The 22856-nt window shown below is 45.5% G+C and carries 22 protein-coding genes; 6 read left to right on the plus strand and 16 right to left on the minus strand.

Annotated elements, in window-relative coordinates; translation table 11 throughout:
* Positions 1-13 precede the first annotated feature (13 nt).
* Both L0J61_RS01285 and L0J61_RS01290 read left to right on the plus strand, forming a co-directional pair.
* Positions 14-1030: a DnaJ C-terminal domain-containing protein gene (locus tag L0J61_RS01285; protein ID WP_301464530.1), complete on the plus strand. Its 1017-nt coding sequence runs from the start codon at positions 14-16 to the stop codon at positions 1028-1030.
* Between the two features lie 151 nt (positions 1031-1181).
* Positions 1182-1505, plus strand: coding sequence for a chaperone modulator CbpM (locus tag L0J61_RS01290; RefSeq protein ID WP_301464510.1), 324 nt, complete (start codon positions 1182-1184; stop codon positions 1503-1505).
* Between the two features lie 130 nt (positions 1506-1635).
* On the opposite strand, the gene sstT is transcribed toward L0J61_RS01290, so the two are convergent.
* From sstT to L0J61_RS01305, 3 genes are all read right to left on the minus strand, one after another.
* A complete protein-coding gene (gene sstT, locus L0J61_RS01295) occupies positions 1636-2838 on the minus strand; it encodes a serine/threonine transporter SstT (protein ID WP_301464511.1) in 1203 nt (400 codons plus the stop codon).
* 397 nt (positions 2839-3235) lie between these two features.
* A complete protein-coding gene (locus L0J61_RS01300; protein ID WP_301464512.1) occupies positions 3236-3703 on the minus strand; it encodes a DNA polymerase III subunit chi in 468 nt (155 codons plus the stop codon).
* Positions 3704-3724: 21 nt separating this feature from the next.
* Positions 3725-5359: a leucyl aminopeptidase gene (locus tag L0J61_RS01305; RefSeq protein ID WP_301464513.1), complete on the minus strand. Its 1635-nt coding sequence runs from the start codon at positions 5357-5359 to the stop codon at positions 3725-3727.
* Between the two features lie 981 nt (positions 5360-6340).
* Between L0J61_RS01305 and lptF the strand changes: the two genes are divergently transcribed.
* Both lptF and lptG read left to right on the plus strand, forming a co-directional pair.
* Complete coding sequence (lptF, locus tag L0J61_RS01310; RefSeq protein ID WP_301464514.1) at positions 6341-7639, plus strand: LPS export ABC transporter permease LptF; 1299 nt, start codon at positions 6341-6343, stop codon at positions 7637-7639.
* Complete coding sequence (lptG, locus tag L0J61_RS01315) at positions 7639-8820, plus strand: LPS export ABC transporter permease LptG (RefSeq protein WP_301464515.1); 1182 nt, start codon at positions 7639-7641, stop codon at positions 8818-8820. The genes lptF and lptG overlap by 1 nt, the downstream gene beginning before the upstream one ends.
* Positions 8821-8912: 92 nt before the next feature.
* Here the strand turns inward: lptG and L0J61_RS01320 are convergent, their stop codons facing one another.
* The 9 genes from L0J61_RS01320 to recN form a co-directional block, all read right to left on the minus strand.
* Positions 8913-9521 carry a class I SAM-dependent methyltransferase gene (locus L0J61_RS01320; protein WP_301464516.1) on the minus strand — a complete coding sequence of 203 codons (609 nt, stop codon included), beginning with the start codon at positions 9519-9521 and terminating at the stop codon, positions 8913-8915.
* 129 nt (positions 9522-9650) lie between these two features.
* Positions 9651-9986: a DUF3817 domain-containing protein gene (locus L0J61_RS01325; protein WP_301464517.1), complete on the minus strand. Its 336-nt coding sequence runs from the start codon at positions 9984-9986 to the stop codon at positions 9651-9653.
* 84 nt (positions 9987-10070) lie between these two features.
* On the minus strand, positions 10071-11009 hold the full coding sequence (gene xerD, locus L0J61_RS01330) for a site-specific tyrosine recombinase XerD (protein WP_301464518.1): 939 nt from the start codon (positions 11007-11009) through the stop codon (positions 10071-10073).
* Between the two features lie 24 nt (positions 11010-11033).
* A complete protein-coding gene (locus tag L0J61_RS01335; protein ID WP_301464519.1) occupies positions 11034-12227 on the minus strand; it encodes a class I SAM-dependent methyltransferase in 1194 nt (397 codons plus the stop codon).
* A gap of 126 nt (positions 12228-12353) precedes the next feature.
* Complete coding sequence (gene tusA, locus L0J61_RS01340) at positions 12354-12680, minus strand: sulfurtransferase TusA (RefSeq protein ID WP_301464520.1); 327 nt, start codon at positions 12678-12680, stop codon at positions 12354-12356.
* Between the two features lie 127 nt (positions 12681-12807).
* On the minus strand, positions 12808-13278 hold the full coding sequence (locus tag L0J61_RS01345) for a hypothetical protein (RefSeq protein WP_301464521.1): 471 nt from the start codon (positions 13276-13278) through the stop codon (positions 12808-12810).
* A 62-nt stretch (positions 13279-13340) separates the two neighbouring features.
* Complete coding sequence (ruvX, locus tag L0J61_RS01350; protein WP_301464522.1) at positions 13341-13886, minus strand: Holliday junction resolvase RuvX; 546 nt, start codon at positions 13884-13886, stop codon at positions 13341-13343.
* Positions 13887-14111: 225 nt separating this feature from the next.
* Entirely contained in the window at positions 14112-14675 is a 564-nt protein-coding gene (locus L0J61_RS01355) for a YqgE/AlgH family protein (protein WP_301464531.1), read from the minus strand.
* A 162-nt stretch (positions 14676-14837) separates the two neighbouring features.
* A complete protein-coding gene (gene recN, locus L0J61_RS01360; RefSeq protein WP_301464523.1) occupies positions 14838-16517 on the minus strand; it encodes a DNA repair protein RecN in 1680 nt (559 codons plus the stop codon).
* Positions 16518-17145: 628 nt separating this feature from the next.
* On the opposite strand from recN, the gene L0J61_RS01365 reads away from it, so the two are divergent.
* Together L0J61_RS01365 and rlmB are read left to right on the plus strand one after the other, a co-directional pair.
* On the plus strand, positions 17146-17481 hold the full coding sequence (locus L0J61_RS01365; RefSeq protein ID WP_301464524.1) for a pyrimidine/purine nucleoside phosphorylase: 336 nt from the start codon (positions 17146-17148) through the stop codon (positions 17479-17481).
* A gap of 226 nt (positions 17482-17707) precedes the next feature.
* Complete coding sequence (gene rlmB / locus L0J61_RS01370) at positions 17708-18478, plus strand: 23S rRNA (guanosine(2251)-2'-O)-methyltransferase RlmB (protein WP_301464525.1); 771 nt, start codon at positions 17708-17710, stop codon at positions 18476-18478.
* Here rlmB and coaE read toward each other — a convergent pair.
* From coaE to pilB, 4 genes are all read right to left on the minus strand, one after another.
* Positions 18441-19127, minus strand: a complete 687-nt coding sequence (coaE, locus tag L0J61_RS01375; RefSeq protein ID WP_301464526.1) for a dephospho-CoA kinase — start codon at positions 19125-19127, stop codon at positions 18441-18443. The two genes, rlmB and coaE, sit on opposite strands and share 38 nt — an antisense overlap.
* A gap of 113 nt (positions 19128-19240) precedes the next feature.
* A complete protein-coding gene (locus L0J61_RS01380) occupies positions 19241-20143 on the minus strand; it encodes an A24 family peptidase (RefSeq protein WP_301464527.1) in 903 nt (300 codons plus the stop codon).
* Positions 20144-20168: 25 nt separating this feature from the next.
* Positions 20169-21392: a type II secretion system F family protein gene (locus L0J61_RS01385; RefSeq protein ID WP_301464528.1), complete on the minus strand. Its 1224-nt coding sequence runs from the start codon at positions 21390-21392 to the stop codon at positions 20169-20171.
* Positions 21393-21565: 173 nt separating this feature from the next.
* Positions 21566-22856: type IV-A pilus assembly ATPase PilB (gene pilB, locus L0J61_RS01390; protein WP_301464529.1), on the minus strand; the 1291-nt coding region annotated here is incomplete at its 5' end.

Here is a 22856-nt window from a genome sequence, read left to right on the forward strand (position 1 = left end):
TGAGGAAAATGATATGGCAGAGAAAAATTATTATGACATTTTAGGGGTCAAAAAAGACGCCTCAGACGCTGATATCAAAAAAAGATACCGCAAGCTCGTTCGTCAATACCATCCAGATGTAAGCGACCATCCAGATGCTGATAATAAAATTGCCGAGATTAACAATGCTTATGAAACCATTAGAGACAAAGACAAGCGCGCTGAATATGATGCCATGTTAGATAATCCATTTGCCGGTCAAGCTGGTGCGGGTGGGTTTGGTGGCCAATCAGCTGGCGGTGGACAAGGCGGACAAAGTGGCTTCCGCTGGGAAGATATCAAAGACCAGTTTGGTGATGGCGAAGCTTTCGGTGATGGCGGCTTTCGTTTTGATGATATATTTTCGGCATTCGGTCGTGGTGCACGTGGGTCAGAGGATGCGCAGAACCAAGGCGGCTTTGATCAATTTGGTGGTGGCTTCAGCTCACAAGATCATAAGGGCCAGGATCAGCATGCAGAGATTACCGTCGATTTGTCCTCGGTATATAGTGGAGATGACTACAACATCAAGCTAAACGTGCCGGTTCGCCAGCCTAACGGTAGCGTGGATTATGATAATAAGACCCTAAAGATTAAAATTCCTAAAGGTATTACTGATGGCAAGCAGATTCGTTTATCGGGTCAAGGTGCTGCTGGCATGGGTAATGGTGAAAATGGGGATTTATTTTTGAAGGTTAAGATCCGACATGCAGACAATATCCGGATTGAAGGTGCAGATGTTTATCAAACGGTAAATATTGCACCTTGGGAAGCCGCGTTGGGGGATAAGATTGAGGTCAGTACACCTGTAGGAACACTTGGTGTGACGATCCCTAAAAACAGTAAATCGGGTAGCAATTTGCGATTAAAAGGTAAGGGTATCCCTGCCAAGCAAGCGGGTAATTTATACTTAACCTTAAATATCGTTAATCCCGATAGCAACAGTGAGGCGACCATTCAAGCTTACGAACAGCTCAAGCAAGCCTTTTCTGATATAAATATTGACCGTTAGATGACATCTGTGATGACAGATCATTGATCAATGCCATAAATAATGCAAGAAGCTAATTAAAAAAACAATGTAAAAAGCCATGTAAAAAGCAATTGATGTGCATAGATGAATCAGATAACGATGAAATAAAGCGTACACGAGGATAATCATTATGAAACACTCGCCTGAAATTACCGATATTATCATGAGTTTAGATGAGCTAATCTCTGCCTGTGGTCAAGAGCGCCAATGGGTTATCGAATTGATTGAAGAAAACATCATTGAATATGACGTACCAAATTGCGAGCAATTCACTGGTTATCAGCTCGCTACTGTCCGACGTGCCTCACGTCTCAGTCGCGACTTTGAAGCCAGCGTACCTGCTATTGGTTTGATACTTGAGTTATTGGATGAGGTCGAACAATTGCGTCAATTGAAGCGCCAATTCCATACGCAGTCATCAGTGATCGAAATAGATATGGATCATTTGAAATAGTGACATTGAGCATAAAGATTGACCACAAAAATTAACCAAAAAAGGCCTTCGAGAAATCGAAAGCCTTTTTTTATTGAGAAGTTTGAGACTGAAGATCTGGCGTTGTCAAAAACCAATGAGCATGTGTCAATTAACGAGAGTACTTGGGATCTGCAGCAGCAGTAAATAATACGTCCGTTGACGAGTTTAGCGCGGTTTCTGCAGAGTCTTGTATCACACCAATGATAAAGCCAATCGCCACCACCTGCATGGCGATGTCATTTGGGATGCTAAACAGGCTGGCAGCCAAAGGAATCAGCAGTAGCGAACCACCAGCGACACCAGAGGCACCGCAAGCACTTATCGTTGCAACCAGACTTAGTAGCAGCGCAGATGCAAAACTCACCCCAATACCTAGCGTGTGAGCGGCGGCGAGCGTCAATACGTTAATGGTAATGGCAGCGCCAGCCATGTTTATGGTCGCCCCCAGTGGAATAGTCACCGAATAGGTATCTTCATGCAGCCCCAATTTACGAGCAAGGTTCATATTGACTGGGATGTTGGCGGCCGAACTACGGGTAAAGAAAGCCGTTATTCCTGACTCACGCAGGCAAGTAAATACCAGTGGATAAGGGTTTTTTCCTGTTTTTATAAGGATGATGATAGGGTTGGCGACTAGCGCGATGAACAGCATACACCCAACCAATACCATCAAGATGCGTGCATAACCTGTTAAAGCAGCAAAGCCGGTCTCAGCGACAGTATTGGCGACCAAACCCAATATACCAAAAGGTGCTAGGGCGATGACCCATTTTACCACTTGAGAGATCGCATCAGCAAAATCACCGACGACAGTGCGAGCGGTGTCACTGGTTTGGCGAAGTGCAAAACCGATGATAATCGCCCATGCTAAAATTCCGATATAATTCGCATCAGCGATGGCACTGATTGGGTTTGCCACCAAGTTCATGAGTAAGTTAGTCAAGACTTCTTGGAGGTTGGCAGGTGGTACTTGTTCGATATCAGCGTTGACTAATACCAGTTCGGTCGGAAACAAAAAACTCGCGCCTACGGCTGTGAGGGCGGCAAAAAATGTGCCAAATATATACATGATAAGCACAGGCCTGACGTAGACTTCATTGCCACTGCGGTGTTGGCTAATCGCTGCCATGACCAAGACAAATACCAGTATCGGCGCCACTGCCTTTAGCGCACCGACAAACAATGTTCCTAATAGTCCTAATGCAATACCGACGCTTGGTGCTAACCAACCAATCAACACCCCTAATATCAAACCAATAATAATTAGTGGCACCAGTCCGATACGCTGGTACATCGCAACTAATGAACGCATTTGCACATCCCCGAGTTAGTTAGTAAAAAATAAAGTCACTATGAACATGTAGAGTTAATCGGCGGATAGTAGCATTTTTTCAGATATCAGCATACCTACCATACTGCAGAGAGATGGTATATAGCAGGTCTAGCGAAGGCAGTTGGGGAAGTGTTTAGTAACAAGGAGAGTGTCTGGCAATAGCTGTCATGGTGCTATGAAATAAACTGGGGCGTGTCCTCACATTTTGAAAATGGTGATAAAAATGAGATAAATGGCAGCCAAACAAAGGAAATAGCGCAGATAGCCCAAATAACATCAAGATATTAGTCAGCTGTTTGACGCCGTTTGATAAAATCTAGCCATATTTAACCCATTTGGACGACTACCGATTGAGTCGATGACACGCTCTAACGGCTTATACCTTAAAATGGTTGAGTTCATAATCTAGCTGTTGGTAGCTTTTATACTTGTTGCGACCTTCTTGGACGCTGGTATCATTAGGTTGTATGATCTCAAGGACTCGAGTGGGGTGAGCGTTGCTGGTCGCCGCCATAAAATGATTGACGGGATGTATTGTGGTATTGAGTACGACACCGTTGAAGTCTGCTGGCATATAAGCGCCAAGCAATACCGGAGCCAGAACCACATTGTCAGTGACATTCGTATCGTTATCGTCAATATTTGGAAGGCATTGATGCGGTATAAAGCTAGTGGCATCTTGCGTCCACAGCGCCTCATCGAGTGACGATAATATCTTGTCATCTTCTGTAAGAATCAATAAAGACTGACTGCCCTTATTCAGGGCGGTTTGAACGAGTTGACAAATAAAGCCCAAGAAATCTTGGGCTCTATCCTCACTTAATACATAAAAACTTATTTTCATAAATGGGACTCATCAACTCAATTAAGTCATGTCTGCGCTGTTTTTTAAGTATTGCATAAATAGTGGCACAGGACGACCAGTTGCTGCTTTTTCTTTACCTGAGTTCCATGCTGTACCAGCGATGTCTAGATGTGCCCATGCTTGTCCCTCTTCTACGAAGCGTGATAAGAAGCAAGCCGCAGTTACTGAACCAGCCGCTTTGCCGCCGATATTTTGCATGTCAGCGATTGGTGAGTCTAGCTGCGTTTGGTACTCATCATCCATCGGCATGTGCCAGATGAGATCTCCTGATAGGTTACTGGCGTTTTCTAGGTCAAACAACACATCTTCGTCATTACTAAAGACGGCTGAGCGCACATGACCTAATGCAACCACACAAGCGCCAGTCAATGTCGCTACATCGATGATGGCTTTTGGTTCGTAGCGCTGTATATAGCATAAGGTATCAGCCAAGACCAAACGACCTTCTGCATCGGTGTTTAGGATTTCAACAGACTTGCCGTTCATGGCTTTAACGATATCGCCAGGGCGAGTTGCATCACTCGATGGCATGTTTTCTGCGCAGGCCAATGCACCTACGACATTGATTGGTAGGCGTGCTTCACACAGCGCTTTGATCGTACCAATGACGGATGCTGATCCACCCATATCAAACTTCATCTCGTCCATAGCTGCACCAGGCTTGATAGAGATGCCGCCTGAGTCAAACGTGACGCCTTTACCGACTAGTACGATGGGTGCGTCGTCATTTACCGACTGCTCATTACCATTGCTATTTTTGGCGGCTTTCTTGTTAGGAAGCTTGCCAGCCAATGCTTTTAGACCACCGCTGACTTTTGCGCCAGTGGCAGCTTCGGTATTGGCACTGAAGTTAGATTTGCCACGATACTCCATGATGACGAGTTTGCCTTCTCGTGCTGAGCCTTTTGCCACTGCTAAGAAGCATTCCATGCCTAACCCTGACATTTCCTCTTCACCAAGCACGGTTACTTTCAATAAGTCAGGATAGGTTTCTGCTAGCAGCTCGGCTTGTTCTGCCATATAAGCTGGGAAGCAGATATTGCCTGGCTCATTGGCCACATCACGGGTTAAGCTTTGACCAGCAAATACAGACTGCGCAAAGTCTAAAGCAGGCTGAAGCGATTCGTCAGCAACCAAATAGACATCAGTCAGTACAGGCGTGGCTTGCTCAGACTTATATTTATCAAAACGATAACTCGCTGCTAATAAGTTAAGGGCAAGTTGACCAAACTGGTTTTCTTCTAGCGCGTCGTCCAATGCAACAGTAATAGAGCTCACACGCTTTTTCGTGCTGCTATAAATTGTCTTAGCGACTTTCTGTAATACCGTATGGTTGAGCTTGTCGATATTGCCGACCCCGACCAACAACAACTGGACTGGGTTTTGCTTGGTGGTTTTTTTGTCACCTGCCAATGCATAATCAGCAACGCTCTCACAGGCTTTGCCATTGAAATGTGATACTTCGATCAATTGCTCAATACGGGTGGTGTAGTCCGTTAAGGTAGATTCAGCAAGGATGTTTTTATTGTCATCGACCAAAACCACTAGACAAACTTCGTCTTTACCCTTGGCTTCTTTTTTCAGTATTTTTTGGGTGTGAGTTTTTGGCAGGTGCTGAGATAATTTAATATTCATATAGTTATCCTTATTAGAATGATCAGAGTAGGGCATACCTTCAATCTGAAGAAGGTATTTTGAATGGGCTAAAAATGGCGAAATGTTGCCAAACTGTGTCAAATAGCTGACTAATATCTTGATGTTATTTGGGCTATTTCCTTTGTTTGGCAGCAACTTATCTCATTTTTATCACCATTTTCAAAATGAGGACACGCCCTAGGCTTGTGTATTAAATGGTGTAAACAGTATCGGTCAAGAGACTTTCTTGTTTAGGTATATTCTACCCATCAAGTTTGATAATAAAAATCTCAAGCATGACTGTCTCAAGCATGACTAGCCACCACTCATTTACATGGGTGAGTCATTCACCTAGAGTGATAGTTCTAAAAGTTCAGAGTCATGACGTCCAATGTATCCGGGTGTATCTGGATGCACCCTAGCGTTAACGTCAGGAGCGTGTTATTTGTTTATCTAGTGTAGCATATCAGGTAAACAGTGTGCTGTCGGCAAGCGTTAGGTAATGTTTCCGTATACATTTGCTACGTAATTTTTCTAGCTATAGTTATTGACATTTGCATGTTTTAGCGTAGTTCAAAACGTCTGATTTATAGCGATGAACTGTTTCAAAATTGAGCATTTCACTGTTCTAACTTATTGACTCCTCGTCAATAAGCAGTGTTATACACGATGACTAAGGCGTCATTAGCAAAGGTAATGTTTTACCACATTTTTCACCGCAATTTTTTGGCAAAACATGCTAGCATTGACGGTTATATTCACCACTTGTGTTGATAAGGTGGCGTCGCCAGCGGATAGCTAGCTGGTTGATTAAGTGTCTCAACCCCCGTTGCGTTGTTGAGTGCTTAGAAACGCCCATGATGAACCCTCATCGAACTTGACCATTTATTTGGTCTTGCCATAAAACCTGTCCTGCCATAAAACGTGTGCAAACTAACTGTTCAAGATTAAGAGTACTCTACTGTGATATTACGCCGCTACATGACCAAGCAAGTTGCCTCAACCACCGCATTGGTGTTGGGGTTTTTAGTGGTGATGATGCTGGGTGGTCGCTTGATACGTTATTTTGGCATTGCGGCCGAAGGTCGTTTGGATATCAGCCTGTTATTTACTATTATTGGCTATAACTTGCCGTATTTCTTAGAGCTGATTTTGCCATTGGCGTTTTTTATTGGCTTGATGTTGGTGTTTGGTCGTTTATATGTCGATCAAGAGATGGCAGTCATCAATGCTAGTGGGATCTCACGTGGTAGGCTCGCACGTTTGATAACGCCTTTGATCTTAGCGTTGTTCATCGGCGAGGCAGCGTTGTCCACAGTGGGTAAGCCTTGGGGTGTGCGCTCATCTGAAACGATTTGGCAACAGCAGGCATTGACCAGTGCTTTTGATTTGATCCGTCCTAATGAGTTTATCAGTAGTGGGAATTACCATTTATACGTCGGTAGTCTCAGTGACGACAAAAAGCAGCTGCAAGACGTGGTGCTAATTCAGTCCGAAAAGACAGAAAAAGGCAGCAGTGCTAATAACAATACTGCTGAGAGTGCCGGTATTGAGGTCAATAATACCCTTGATCCCGAGACCGCTGAGCAATTAAATATCCCAGAATTACCAAACGCACTGGCCAGAAATAATATCAGTAAAGATACTATTACGTTAGCCAAACGCGCTGAGCAAGTAGACACTGGTGATAGTGGCGTCACTCAATTGGATTTGTTTCAGGGACGTCGTTACGAAGTGGGTGCGGGCAGTCTCAAGTACAACCAAGTGGGCTTTGATCGTTACCGTATCACCTTGGCTGAGTCGTCAAAAGAAGTGATCACCGAAGATAATATCGAAACACAAGCGATTATGCCTTTATGGCGAGCGGCAACTGGTGGTACACAAGTGAGTAATGCAGAAGCACAGAGGGCAGCACAGGGAGAGCTTGGTTATCGTTTTGCCTTACCATGGTTGATGATCATCGCGCCCATGCTTGCGGTACCACTGGCACAAGTACGCCCGCGCCAGGGTCGCTGGTTGCGATTATTCCCAGCGATTTTACTCTTCGTCAGCTGTGCAATCAGTATCATCTCACTAAAAAATGCCGTCAGTAAAGGCAGCGTCAGCGTATGGGCCTACGCATGGGTGGTGATAGGGTTTATGGTGTTGGCGCTTTATATGAATTGGGCTAGTCGTGTGCAGCATCGATTGCGCTTTCGCAAACCACAAACCTTAGCAGAAGCGGATATTACTAACGTCACCTCGCAGCAAGACGATCGAGCACAAGGAGGGCAGTCATAATGCGTTCCTTATTTACCAATAAACCGAGCAGCCCCAAAGTACTGGCTCGTTATGTCAAAACCAATGCCTTACTTGCTATTATCGCAGCAGTCATTGGCTTGTGGGCATTACAGCTGGTATTTTCGTATTTATCAGAGCTGGATTCTCTGGATGATAGCTACACGATGGGTGAGGCAATTAAGTATATATTTTACCGCTCACCTTATTTTTTGGAGCAGTTTATCCCTACTGGTGCACTACTAGGCGCAGTCGTAGGATTGGGTTTGCTCGCTAATAAAAGCGAGTTGGTGGTCATGCGTGCCGCTGGTGTCAGTATTTATCGTATCGTTGGTTGGGTACTACAGCCGGCTTTGATTTTTGTGCTGATTGCACTGGCAATCAATCAATTTGTGTTACCACATTCCAATCAATTGGCTGACCAGATTAATGATGCTGACAGCAGCTCGTTGGTCACCTCGGTACGTGGTTACTGGACAGTGCAGCCACGTTTTGAGAATGCAGAAAACGGTATCGCCACGCCCGATGGTAGCGATATTTTGTATATCGATTATGCTGATGTGCAAGGTAATATCGGTGAGGTCAAGCGTTGGCATTTAGACAATGATGGCAATCTGAAATCTGCCATTCATGCTGAAGGTGGACGCTATAGCGGTCGCCAATCGCTGGAGACGGCTGACGGAACATCGAGTGGACAGTATCGCTACGATTGGCAGTTGAATAATATGATCAAGCTCAATATAAACCAAGGGTTTGAGAGTAGCCAAGCGGTCGCACCATCAGATACCTTGAGTTTGCCATTTGCGCCTGAGTCTGTGTATTTGCTCACTCGAAAAGCAGAGGATTTGTCGCTCACGCAATTATTCGAGCATCGTCAGTTTATGCGTGGGCAGGGCAATCGCTCTTTGGATCATGAGCTAGCCTTTTGGCAAAAGCTGCTATCACCGCTGTCGATTTTATCTTTGGTGATTGTTGCTTGCTCATTTGTCTTTGGCTCACTGCGCACCCATAGTTTGGGTTTGCGTATCGTTGTGGCCTTGCTATTCGGTTTGCTCTTTAGTTATGTGCAGGATTTGGTCGGTTTTGTTTCGTTGGCGACGGGTTTTTCGCCCATGTTGATGGTACTGTTGCCGATTATTGGCAGTGCGGCACTAGGTTTTTATCTGATAAAACGACAAATGTAGTCAGTGGTATGATGTAGTCAATGGTATATAAATAAAAAAACACGCTAAAGCTGATAACTTTAGCGTGTTTTTTTTGGCAGATGGAAAGCACTTTATTCCTTGATTGCCATCGTGATCGTATAAGTCTTGCCTTGTTTGATCTTTTGACTATTGCCAAATACCTCGGTAAAAGAGCGCTTCACAAATTGACGCAAACCATTAATGGTCACTACATAAAAACGTCCACCTTGGCGCATGCGCGCATAAGCATCGAGAAAATAGAGATAATGCTGTTCTTTACCTACTTTGGCTGGCAAGTTCGACATCACCAAACTAAAATCTTTATCCTTTGCCACCTGGTTGAAGCCATTTGATAGATGTATATCGACATTTTTTAGGCCGTTTTTATCACAATTGCGGCGCGCATATTCCACCGCCATGAAGTCTTTATCGATCAAAGTGTGCTGACCGTTCGGGCATTCTCGTGCAGCCGTCATGCCGAGCACGCCATAACCACAGCCCAAGTCTATCGAATCATCATCCGCTTGGAAGTCCACATAATCAAGCAGCATCAAACTACCGTCATCGAGCTTTTGCGGTGAAAAAATTCCCCACGTGGTCGAAAAATCAAACGGTTTGCCCAATACGTCTTGGCGAAAGTGAATGTCTTCACGCCAGTGTTCGGCATTTTTTAGCAGGTCAGCAGGTGGTCTATGGCTCATGAGATTCTCGGATAATAGATGAGTAAAAGGTTGATAAGCTATGACGAGTATTGTAACGACAAAAGGGCAGGTTTGCAGCTACGGATTGGTAGTTGTGAGCGCTGCAATGTTTCAAGTTTCCAAGCGCTTTTAGTCTGACTTTTTCAAACGCTTCTTTAATAAATAATCAAACACAAACGGCCCGAAAGGTAGGAAAGAGCCTAAGACACCTGCAGGCATCGCCCACAGTGGCATTTTTATTTTACTAGCAGTGATGACAAGCATCAGTATATAGGCGATGAATAATACCCCATGCGCCATACCGATATACCTCACAGCTTCGGGCATGTCCAGCATGTATTTTAGCGGCATGGCGATACCCAGTAATAATAAGAAAGAAGTACCTTCTAAGTAACCCACGATGGTTAGGTTTCTGAGTGTAGCGTTTTGACTTTTTGTTAGGGTAGATGGCTGAGCTTGCAACAAGGTATATTCCTCTTACGATAATGAATAAGTGACGTGATAGGTTGAGCGCTCATTCATCCAATTCTCTGTAAATTGGATGCGGTGTCAGCCTCTTGGATGATGCTCTGCGTGCAATTGTTGTAATCTCGCTGTCGCCACATGAGTATAAATCTGTGTCGTTGACAAGTCGCTATGCCCAAGCAATAACTGTACGCTACGCAAATCCGCCCCATGGTTGAGCAAATGAGTGGCAAAGGCATGACGAAGCGTATGCGGCGATAGCTCCTTATCGATACTGGCAACTTTGGCATACTTCTTAAGCAAATACCAAAAATTCTGCCGCGTCATATAGCCACCTTGAGTGGTCAAAAATACCGCTTGGCAATTTCCCGACTTCAAGTGCGCAATCAACTCACCACGCCCATGCGATAAGTAATCTTCCAAAGCATCAGACGCATATTCACCCAGCGGTACCAGTCGTGTTTTATTGCCTTTACCTGTGATTTGTAGCCAACCTGCGTTTAGATTGACTTGCTCAAGCGCTAGATTAACTAACTCACTCACCCGCAGGCCACAGGCATAGAGTACTTCTAGCATGGCTTTATCACGCAGACCTATCGCTGTACTGGTATCAGGGGAGGCAAGGAGGTTATCAACATCTGCCTCAGATAAGTCTTTTGGTAGTGGTCGCCCAAGCTTTGGGCTTTTGATACGTTCACAAGGGTTGTCTTCACGCAGGTTACTGGCGATCATCCATAGATAAAACTGGCGCAGGCTTGAGAGCATACGCGCTTGAGTACGTGGGGTTTTGCCGTCTTGAGCGAGGAGAGAGAGACAGTGTAGTACGTCATCTGGTTGCCAACGGGTCAACGCGACAGGGTTGGTCAGCTCGCAGGAGCGCAGGTCACGGACATAAGCATTGCGAGTACGTGTGGCGAGCCCTCGCGCCAGCATGGCTTGACGAAACTCAGTCATATAACTGGGTTCGTCATCTACTGCCAGTGCCTTAGGTTGGCGCTGTTGCACGGCTCGATCACGGCTCATAATTCAATACTCAATGGTTAGATATTAGATAAGTGTTAAACACCATAATGAGGTGACTTCAGCACTGCGAGCGACGTGTAAAGGGTCGGTATTGTCTTGACTGCGGCCATGCTTAGGTTGGGTGTCCAGACGATATTTTACTGTCAATTCAGCATCGGCAAACAGGCCTAATAACTCATCACGGGTGCGTAGCTGCAGGTGCTCTGCTAAGTCCGACATGATCAACCAGAGCTCTCCGTACTCAGCTAAGTGCTGTTTAGCACCTTGTAAAACCCCACGTAGCATCGCGCTTTTGGGGTCATAGACAGCGTACTCAAGCGACGAGCTTGGCTTAGCGGGTAACCAAGGTGGATTACAGACAATCAGATTGGCGAGTGGTGCCTCAGTCGGATACAGATCGGCTTGCTGTAACTGTATGGCAGTTAATTCTAAGCGTGCAAAGTTATCACTAGCGCAGGCCAACGCACGTGGATTCAAATCCGTTGCTATGACTTTTGGAATATCGCGCTGGGCTAAGATGATCGCCAGTAAGCCCGTTCCGGTACCGATGTCATAAGCGACATCATGGTTCGCTGGTAGCGGTGCATCGAGCAATAGCTGCACATACTCATGACGGGTTGGTGCAAAGACACCATAATGTGGAAAAATTGATAATCCTAAGCTGTCTATCGGGACGCCTTTTTCGCGCCATCCTGCTGCGCCAAGTGCGCCCTGCAAGTCACGAAATGACAGCACACAAGACTCATCTATCGCTGTATCTAATGGACCAAAAGCGGCTGTACAGGCGGCACTGAAATCAGGCGCGCGGCGTAGTTGGCTGATATAATTGGCATCGAGCTCTAGTAGCAGGCGGCTCAATATACGTGAGCGCTGGGCTTGCAGTTGGCGCTGCTGATGAAATAAGTTGGGAATGCCTTTAACACTTGTCGTATTAGGTTTATTTGCAGCTTTTTTCATTTTACGTAGCTCAGAGCGTTCGTTCGTACGATCTATACGACGACCGAGTGCCTGTAGCAACTGGCGTGCATTATGAAAGTCACCGCGCCACAGCAGTGATGTACCTTCACAAGCCAAGCGGTAAGCATCGTCTGCGGTCGTTGTATCATCGACCAACACAATGCGTGCAGGTGGCATATGATTGCTTTCAGACAACCAAACAGCATTATGTAAAGTCTCGTTTTCTTGCCACTGCACATACTGCTTTTCTGTTTGTAACACGTAATGGCCTACCTTCTGTGAATGATATGTCTCGCATAAAGCAAAGATATCTTTATGTTGTGTATGTCACTGTCGTTATATGATGTATGGCGCTGTCGTTGGTATTCTGCGGTAACTTGAGCGCTTTTAAGCGGTTTTTTTCTTGACCAAATAGCGATAAAGCGTGGCTTTTATTGGTGCATCATCATCACTAGCGACAGTGATTTCATCGGGGTCAACGCTCAAATCGGCATCTTCTGCCAGTGTTTCTTGATGGATAAGCTCATGACCTAGATGACGACAGAAGTTAGGGATGTCACGCGTCGTAGCAGGGTCGGTGGCCAGTATTTCAATCACCTCGCCACTGTCTGCTTTGCGTATGACCCGATGTAGCATCATCACAGGCTCAGGGCAAATAAGCCCTTGCGTGTCTAGATAGTGGTTAATAGAGGTATTTGAAATAGAAGTGGTCATAGTAATATTTTTTAAACGTCAGGAGTGAGTGAAAGATAACGACTGGTCGATAAAGAAGTATTTTGCTATGGCTATGGCTATGGCTATGGCTATGGCTGTGTCTGGCTCGCGGCAAGTTGACCAGTTATCAGTTGCTAGCTTCTTCTTCGGCCATTTCTAAAAAATTAAAAAAGCGCTTAAAGCTGACTTTAAATAAAAATGCCACCCCAAGCCAACAGGATAATCCCAACCAAGCCGAGTCAGCGAACAGCCAGCCGCCAAGCAGTACCACGGTTGATACACCCATGCTCATGGCTATCATCGATGGTTGGTTTAAGCGATAACGATAAACCACCAGTGCATCATAGATGGTGATGGGAATCGTAAGGGCAACCAACGCATAAGGCAAATTATAAAATAACTGATAGAGTAGCTGATTATCATGAAACGCCTTAATACTGGCAATGGTACCAAAAACCACAAAAGCAATAAGAGCAGCATAGATCAGATAAATGGCCATTTGGTTTGCACGTTGAGCGCCTTTGATACGGGCGATGGCAAGCGGTGCGAAGCCATGTTGCGATTTATTTTGCAAAGACGGGTCTGGAGCTGTGGTCATAATAATCAGTCATTCATTCGTTGAAACGTGCGCTAAGGCACAGTTATCGATCATATCGTTGTTTAATCAGTTCGCTTGATAGCATCAATAGCGAGGCTACTACTAGGGTCTGCAAAATACGTCGACATCAATATACAAGCAGCGATATCGTCGATTGGGTCACGCTCGTTTTGAATCCAGCCGTTGTCCCAAGCGATTTCTCTTGCTGCCACTGAGGTCAGGCGTTCATCACATAGTGTCACCGTAACAGGTAGATGCTGCTCCATGACTCTATGCGCCAGGCGGCGAGCAAATTTGTGCGCGCGCTTCGATAGTATTGAGCTGCTGCCATCCATATTCAGCGGTAGCCCGACCACGACCTTGGCGACGCCCCAGACTTGAATGATGCCGAGCAGGTTATCCCAGTCAGGTTGACCATTATTCATCACCAAGATATCAAATGCACGTGCCGTCTCTGTGACAGTATTGCCTAGAGCCATGCCCATTTTTTTGACACCATAGTCTAGAGCTAGGATCAGGTGCGGTTTAACATTTGGCTGTGCCACGCTAGCATCTGTGTCGCTATTTATTGCATTGGAATTATCTGTTGCAAGAAGGCTATCTACCATAGTAAAGGGTAATTCCTGTTTTAGAGCTTATTTAGTGCTTATCATTTATAGAGTGCATGTAGGCGATTCAGTGTGAGCAGGGCTCAGTATCGCTGAGAGCAGCTCCTCACAGCCATGAAAAGCCCATAGCGTAGAAAAGTACAGAGCACACTGCAAGCGAGTCAAACTATACCAATCGAGCTATATTTTCAACGTACTTCTTTTATTTCGACATGTCTATATCTATCAAGCATGACCGATATCGCTACTGAGATAGTCAAAATTAACGCCAATCTTATCAGCGGCAATTTGCCAACGATCTGCAAACGGCGTATCAAACAACAGATTTAAATCAGCAGGGCATACCAACCAGTCGCCGTTATCAAGCTCACGTTCTAGTTGTTCTTTACCCCAATTAGCATGACCCAAGCATAAATGATAGTGTCCCACACCTTGGCCGGCGGCGATGCGTTTTAGGATGTCTTGACTGGTGGTGATGCAGACGTTTTCTGAGATGGCAAAAGAAGATGCCCATTCAGGCTGACCAGTATGCAGTACAAAGCCGACTTCTGGATACACAGGACCACCTTCTAATGGCACATCCTCCATCACTTGCGGATCTGTGACGTCAATACTCAGATCTTCTAGAAGTTTGCCGACCCGCGATTGTTCGATTGGGCGATTGACCATCAGACCGAGCGCACCATGCTGGTCATGGCGACAGATATAAATCAACGTTTGCCCAAACCGTGGGTCTGGCAAGTCGGGTGCCGCAATTAAAAAATGATGGGTCAAATTGGCTTTAGGCATAGACACAATGGTAACCTGATAATAAAGGTGAAATAACAAGTGATGAAAGACCACTATATGGCGATACTGCACAAAAAATCAACTAAAGCAGCTGTTTAGAAGTTTTGGTTAACGTGGATAAATGAGGCTGCTGGCCAAAGCAATTCTTGACCGAATGGTGAATTATTTGACACCCGCTAATAAACTGCGTGCATGGTCACGAGTGACTTCGGTGATGGTCACGCCACCAGACATACGTGCCAGCTCATCTACTTGCGTGCTGCCAGTTAGAACCAATAGCTCACTTTCAGTTTTCTCGTCATGGTGTTTTTGTACCAAGATATGCTGGTGAGCTTGTGCTGCTACCTGTGCTTGGTGGGTAATAGCCAGTAGTTGTTGTGTTTGACCAAGCTCACGCAGCAGCTCACCGACGACTTGTGCTGTGCCGCCACTGATACCGACATCGACTTCGTCAAAGACCAGCATTGGCTTGGCGGTGTTGTTATCAGCACTCGTTGCTTGCAAGACTTGCATGACCAAGGCCATACGTGACAGCTCACCGCCCGAGGCAATCTTATGCAGTGGCTGCATTGGCATGCCGACGTTGGCGCTAAACAACAAGTCAATATCGTAGCAACCTTGACCATTATACTGACTGGTATCGGTTTTTTTGGTAAAGACAAACTCACAGCGCGCATTGGGTAGGGCGAGAGGTTGTAGTTGCTTAACCAGCTGTTTGCTGACGGTCGGCGCTGCTTTTTCACGTTTTTTCTGGAGCTTGGTTGCGAGTGCTAGGTATTCTTGCCAAGCTTGTTCTATCTGGGCTGCCATGGCATCACTACTCGGTTCATTTTCGAGTTGCTCTAGCTGCTCTTGCCAACTGTTGGCTTCGTCGATTAAGTCGGCAGCAGGCAGGTTGTGCTTACGAGACAAGTGGTGTCCTAGGCTGATCAGGCTGTCTAGTGTCTGCAAGCGCTCAGGGTCAGGCAGTTGCTGATCAGCATAGTCTGATAATAACCCTGTCACTTCAGTGATTTGCTGCTGTGCTAAGTGCAACTGCTCGGATGCCTGTTCAAAGGTTTGGCTGACGCCTACTTGAGTGTCACAAAGCTTGATAGCCTGTCCTAGCAGAGTCATCACATCTGGCTCATCGTTGTCATTATCGAGTAGATGCAAGCCATGGCTAGCTTCTTGCATCAATGCTTCAATATTAGACAACTCTTCGTGTTCCGCCTCGATGTCGGTATAGTCAACAGCTAGTAATGGTGCGATATCCGCCAGTTGACTTTCTAGCAGTTGGATGCGGTCTTGGCGCTGGGCTTCGCGGCTTGCAATCTCTTCTGCCTGCCGTTTGAGCTGCTGATAAGTTTGATAGCTACTCTCTGTTTGTGCGGCCAATGAAGTGGCTTTTGCCATAGCGTCGAGCCATTGCACCACAAACTGCGGTTTGAGTAATGCTTGCTGAGCGTGTTGACTGTGAATATTAACCAATAATGTACCGAGGTTTTTGAGCTCTGCCAAGCTGACGGGCGTGCCATTTAACCAAGCCTTAGAACGTCCAGTCTGACTCAATTGCCGGCGAATCAATACATCTGGCTCATCCAATTCACGGTCATGTCTAGCAAACCAATCAGCGACGACGTCATTGTCTTCGACATCGAATAGCGCATAGATATCTGCATGTGCCGCGCCATGTCTAACCATAGCGCTGTCTGCACGCTCCCCTGCACACAACGACAGAGCATCGAGTAATAATGATTTGCCAGCGCCAGTTTCGCCAGTGATGACATTGAAGCCCTGAGCCATACTCAGCTCGTGCTGATCGATCAATGCAAACTGATGTAAAGTTAATGATACTAGCATCAAGGCCTCTCATGATAGGTAGTGAGCTTCATCGACAGCCTTAACAGTCTTTATGAAGTCATCGCTAAAATAGAATAAATACAGGGATAAGGTGGCTCGTTTATCACATTTGATAGACTATCGTATTTGGTAAATATTATGGTGTTAAATGCGGGTAAATACAAATCAGAAAGGTAAACAGTCAGATAGGCTGCTAGGGCAGCCCTAGCATATAGTCAGCTATCCATGACAAGGCACGCGCTGAATAGATGGCAACATTTCCTAGCTTCTGTAACAAACTTTACAGATATAATGTGGTAGCATAAACTTATGCACTGACAAACACTAGCTACCTCGCTTTCTGTGACTTAACTTTTAAATCTCTAATCGTCGTGGAGCACTTCATCGCCATATTCAGCAGAAAAAAGTGTTAGTAGCTTGAAAAGCATAGCCATACCGTCACTATGCTAAGATATGTCAAAATATGTCGATACGTTCTGAGCGTCGGTGTCTGTCTGCTGTGCGCAAACACTTCAACTGACAGTATCATACAGAGTGCGCTAAGTGATTTGCAGCGCATACTCTCAATGCTACTCAGTACGTTACTTATTCTTTAGTTTTGCAATAATTATTTGATAAGGAAGCCACTATGACAGCGGCGCAATTTACCAATGTAACGGTCAACTCCCAAGCGACAGTCTCTTATGACGGTCGTTGTTCAAGCCACACCATTATGTTTGAAGATGGACGTCATAAGACGTTAGGTATCATATTACCTTGTGATAATTTGGTTGAGTCTTACCACTTTAATACCAACACGTCCGAGCGTATCGAAATTACCAGTGGCGAGTGTGAAGTCAAAATAAATGGTGAGGACGAGTTCAGTTATTATCGTGCTGGTCAGTCATTTGTGGTTGAAGGCAACAGTGGTTTTAGTCTACGAACCGAAGAGATCGTGCAATACACCTGCCATTTAGAGGGGTAGTGGTGGCACGCTTCTTTTATCTCAAACTCGATAGTGTTTTTGAGTGAATGTTTGAGTAAATAGCAAATAAACCATATCAGCCGGTATGGTTTATTTCTTTTTGAAGATACAAATTTTCAAAGATATAAATTCTCGCTCAACTGACGCAACGGTACACTTAACAGTAAAACGACTTTTTCTTTTTTATCGCTTAGGCGGTATTCACTTGATATTCGGCAGGCCTCTTATGGCAAAACCTATTTATTTTTATGGCATTCATGCGATTGACGCTTTACTTGAGCATCGCCCTTTGGATGGGCTGAGCTTATTTGTTCAGCAAGGACGCGAGAGCGACTCCCACGTACAGGCTATCGTCACACAAGCGGAAGCCAACGGCATCAGTATCCAACCGACACAAAAAGATAAGCTCACGCAGCTGTGCGGTAGTCCACAACACCAAGGAGTTGTGCTCAATGCCCGCCCACTTGGGTTTGCTGATGAAGGGTTGCTCGATACCCTTGCTGCAAGAGAACAGTGTCTGCTATTGGTGCTAGATCAAATTACCGATGCACATAACTTTGGTGCGTGTCTGCGTACGGCAGTGGCGATGGGGGTGGATGCCGTTGTATGTCCAAAACATCATGCAGCCAGCTTGACACCGACCGTGGCTAAAGTATCTGTGGGTGCAGCTGAGATGATGCCGATAGTCAGCGTCACCAACTTAGCTCGTACGCTCACACAAATCAAGAATGCAGGCGTGTTTGTTTTCGGTACTGCGTTGAGTGATACAGCCAAGCCGATACATGCCGCTGATTTGACTGGCAAGACTGCGATTATTATGGGTTCAGAAGGAGATGGCATGCGCCGTCTTACTACAGAAAGCTGTGATGAGCTTGTGTATATCCCGATGTCAGGGAACGAGCACGGGAATCTACAAAGTCTCAATGTGAGTGTCGCTACTGGTATGGCGCTTTATGAGGTTAATCGACAGCGTACTTTATCTGCTGGGCAAGCGTAAGATAGTTTTGATGTAGTGGTTCGAGTTGTTCATACAGACCCACGAGATCACGATCATTAAGCACGACGTCATCAGCGTGCTGGTTACGTGTTTCACGGTCTAGTTGATTTACCATGATGGCTTTGATTTTTCGTATGCTTTGTTCATCGCGTTGGCTGGCACGAACGAGCTGTGTCTCTTCGGTGGCGTCGATAACCAATACACGCTGACACAAATTGGCCAACCCTGCCTCAGAAGCTTCAATGAGTAGGGGCGCAGACAACACGACATAAGGTGAAGTACTGGCAGCTAGCTGAGATTTTGCTGCTTCACGTATCGCCGGATGGGTAATGGCCTCAAGTTCAATCAAGGCTTCAGGGTGGGTAAAGACGTGAGTACGCACCGCTGCTCGATCCATTGACCCATCGTCATTTAATATCCATCCGCCAAATCTTTTTTGAAGCTTGCGTAGTGTAGAGCTGCCTTTTGCAACGACTTCGTGCGCAATCACATCTGCATCGATGATATCGATGCCTTGTTCCGCAAACCAGTTGCTAGCAGCAGATTTGCCACTGCCGATACCACCGGTGAGCCCCACCACCAACGTTTTATTTGGCTTTTGTGGTTGCTGCGGCTCATGAGAATAAGATGACGCGTGATGTTTTGACATAATAATGACTTATCTAATCGATATAATAATGACAGTGGTAAACTGGGACAGATATTGTACCCGTTTAGACAGCTATAGTCGATTGAGTATATCATTTGAATTGATGGCTTGCTCTAATAAGTATACATGCCCAGATACCAACTGATGATATCTGCACCATATAATAAAGCGACAACACCTGCGATAGCGATATAAGGACCGAAGGCAAAGGGTCGACTCTCACCGTGTTGCTTCATTAAGATAAGTCCAACAATCGAGCCGAGCAGAGAAGAAAGCAATATGATCAACGGCAACATCATCGGCCCGAGCCAAGCCCCCAATACTGCCAACAGCTTAAAGTCGCCCTGACCCATACCGTGCTTTTTGGTTATGAGATAAAACACTTTTACCACGACCCATAAAGCCAAAAATCCCAGCAACAAGCCCCAAATCGACTGAGTTGGTGAGACAAACCACCCTTGCGAGTTCACCGCCAAGCCCAAACCTGCCAAAGGGAAGGTCAGACGATCAGGTAGCAGTTGGGTGTCAAAATCGATACCTGTTAAGGCTATCAATGTCCATACCAAAACCAAAGCGGATAAACCAGTTGCACTGACCCCAAACTGATGAATAATCAAAGCAGACAGTAGGGCTGTGACCAGCTCGATCAGCGGATAACGAATGCTGATGGTAGCCTTGCAGTCTGAGCAACGCCCACGTAATACGAGCCAACTGATTACAGGGATGTTTTCATACCATTTTATCTTATGGGCGCAATGAGGACAGCAGGACGCTGGTCGACTTAAGGTAATAGGCGTATCGGTTGCTACGGTATTGAACAGTGGCTGCGTGTGTTCGCGTGGCATATCAGCTTGCTCAGCCATAAACTGGCTACACTCTTGACGCCAGCTCAAGATCATCATAAGCGGCATACGATGTATGACCACATTTAAAAAGCTACCGACACAAAGGCCTAATAGTGCAAATACGACCAATGCGACGGTCGTATTTTCTTGTAATAACTGTATAAATTGCATTAAGTAGCAGCCCTTTGGTTTGCCGTTAACCGACCACTGAACCCAGCTGGAAGATTGGTAAATACATTGCAATGACTAGGCCACCTACTAGTACACCAAGCACTGCCATAATCATCGGTTCCATCAAGCTGGTTAAGCCGTCAACGGCGTTATCAACTTCGTTTTCGTAATAGACAGCCACTTTATCCAGCATTTCTTCTAGGTTACCAGACTCTTCACCGATACCGACCATCTGTATGGCCATGCTGGGGAACAAATTGGTAGAGCGCATCGAGAACTGTAACTGCTGACCAGTCGAGACGTCGTCTTTGATTTGTTGTGTGGCATTATAAAACACCAGATTGTTCGTAGCACCAGCTGTAGAGTCGAGTGCATCAATCAGGGGTACGCCAGCGGCGAAGGTAGTAGAGAGGGTGCGTGAAAAGCGGGCGATGATCGCTTGATAGGCGATATTGCCAAATACAGGTATTTTTAAAACAGCGCGATCTAAAAAGTTACGGAATTTCTTGGATCGTTTTTTTGCTTCAGAAAAAGTAATGATAGCACCACCGATCGCTACAATTAAAATGAACCACCAAGACTGCATCCACTCAGACATTCCAACTACCATCTGTGTAAACGCTGGTAGCTCTGAACCAAAAGATTCAAATAGGTCTGCGAATACAGGAACGACCTTAATCAGCAAAATCATGGTCACGATAATGGCCACGATGATAACGGCGATTGGGTATTTTACCGCTTTTTTGATTTTGGATTTGAGTAGCTCGCTTTTTTCTTTATAGGTAGCAACCCTTTCGAGCATCGTCTCAAGCGCACCAGATTGCTCACCCGACTCGACGAGCGAGCAAAACAGATCGTCAAAATAGCGTGGATGCTTACGCAAGGCAGAGGTAAACGTACCTCCCGCTTCGATATCAGATTTTATCTGTAAGACCAAATCCTTCATACTTGGATTGTCTAGCGAATCTGCGACAATCTCAAACGATTGGGTCAGTGGCACGCCAGCTTTCATCATGGTAGCCAGCTGACGGGAAAAAATAGCAATATCAATGGGTTTGATGGCTTTTTTGAAGGTGTAAAGTGGTTTGGGTTTTTTCTTGATACCTTTGACAGTAATGCCTTGCTTGCGTAACGTGGCCTTTGCTAACTCTAAACTACGACTGGTGGTTTCACCTTTTACTTTCTGCCCACGTCTATTCACACCATCATAGACAAAGTCCAATAGCATGTCGGTCTTCACTTTTGCCATATCACTACCCTCAAAAGTTGTCTCATTAGGTATTGCAAATACATATTACTTATTAAGTGCCTCAGATGGGTATTATTGCTTGTTTATAAAGTAAAATCCATAATTTCTTATATTTGCTGACGAATGAGTTAAACGGCATGCATTCGATGTTGGTATGACGGGAAGCGTCATCCTTATTCAGAAGTCACCCGCAGCATTTCCTGAATACTGGTTACCCCTTGCAAGGCTTTCAAAATGCCAGAGTGTCGTAAATCTCGAAAGCCACTTTTGAGCGCAGCCTCTTTGATATCAAGTGCATTGCCATCTTCCATGATAATGTGCGATATCTCCGGAGTGGCTTTCATGACTTCATAGATACCCACACGACCTTTGTAGCCTTCGCGGCATTCGTTACAGCCTACAGGTTCATAGATGGTATTCTCTGGGTCGTCCAAATCAGCATCGGTAAAACCCAGTTCCAGCAAACTTGGTCGCGGAATATCAACGGGTTTTTTACAGTTTTGGCACAAACGTCGTGCCAATCGCTGAGCGATAACTAAGTTGACAGAAGTGGCAATATTAAAGGAGGCGACTCCCATGTTGCGCAGACGAGTCAACGTTTCAGGAGCTGAATTGGTATGCAGGGTGGAAAGTACCAAATGCCCCGTTTGTGCTGCTTTTACAGCTATTTCAGCAGTCTCAATATCACGAATCTCACCGACCATGACAATATCAGGATCTTGGCGCAAAAAGGATTTAAGTGCGGTGGCAAAGGTCAGACCCACTTTTGGATTAACGTTGACCTGATTGATGCCTTCAAGGTTGATTTCAACAGGGTCTTCAGCAGTTGAAATATTGGTCGCACCAGTGTTTAAAATATTGATACCTGTATAGAGTGAGACAGTTTTTCCTGAGCCGGTAGGGCCAGTGATCAGCACCATGCCTTGCGGCTTATGTAGTGTCTCCAAAAACCATTTTTTTTGGTCAGGCTCATAACCCAAGGCATCAATACCGAGCATGGCAGATGAAGGATCTAAGATACGCAAGACAATTTTTTCACCGAACAAGGTTGGTAATGAGTTTACTCGGAAATCAATCGCTTTGCTTTTAGAAAGCTTAAGTTTGATACGTCCGTCCTGCGGAATGCGGCGCTCGGAGATGTCCATTTGCGACATTACTTTTAAACGCGCAGCAATTTTGCTGGCGAGTTGGACTGGTGGGTTGGCCATTTTTTGCATCACACCGTCGACACGGAAACGTACGCGGAATGTTTTTTCGTAGGGCTCAAAATGTAAATCTGATGCGCCCATACGGATGGCATCAACCAGCATTTTATTGATGAATTTGACGACAGGAGCTTCTTCGACACTATCGTTGAGTTTGGTTGCACCTTTTTCTATCTCTTCTTCGTTGTGTTCTTCAAAATCGACATTTAACATTTTACCGCAGAAATCCCCTACCTCTAAGGTAGTGGGATGAATGCGT

The organism is Psychrobacter sp., assembly GCF_030457785.1.
In the GTDB taxonomy this organism is placed as follows: Bacteria; Pseudomonadota; Gammaproteobacteria; order Pseudomonadales; family Moraxellaceae; genus Psychrobacter.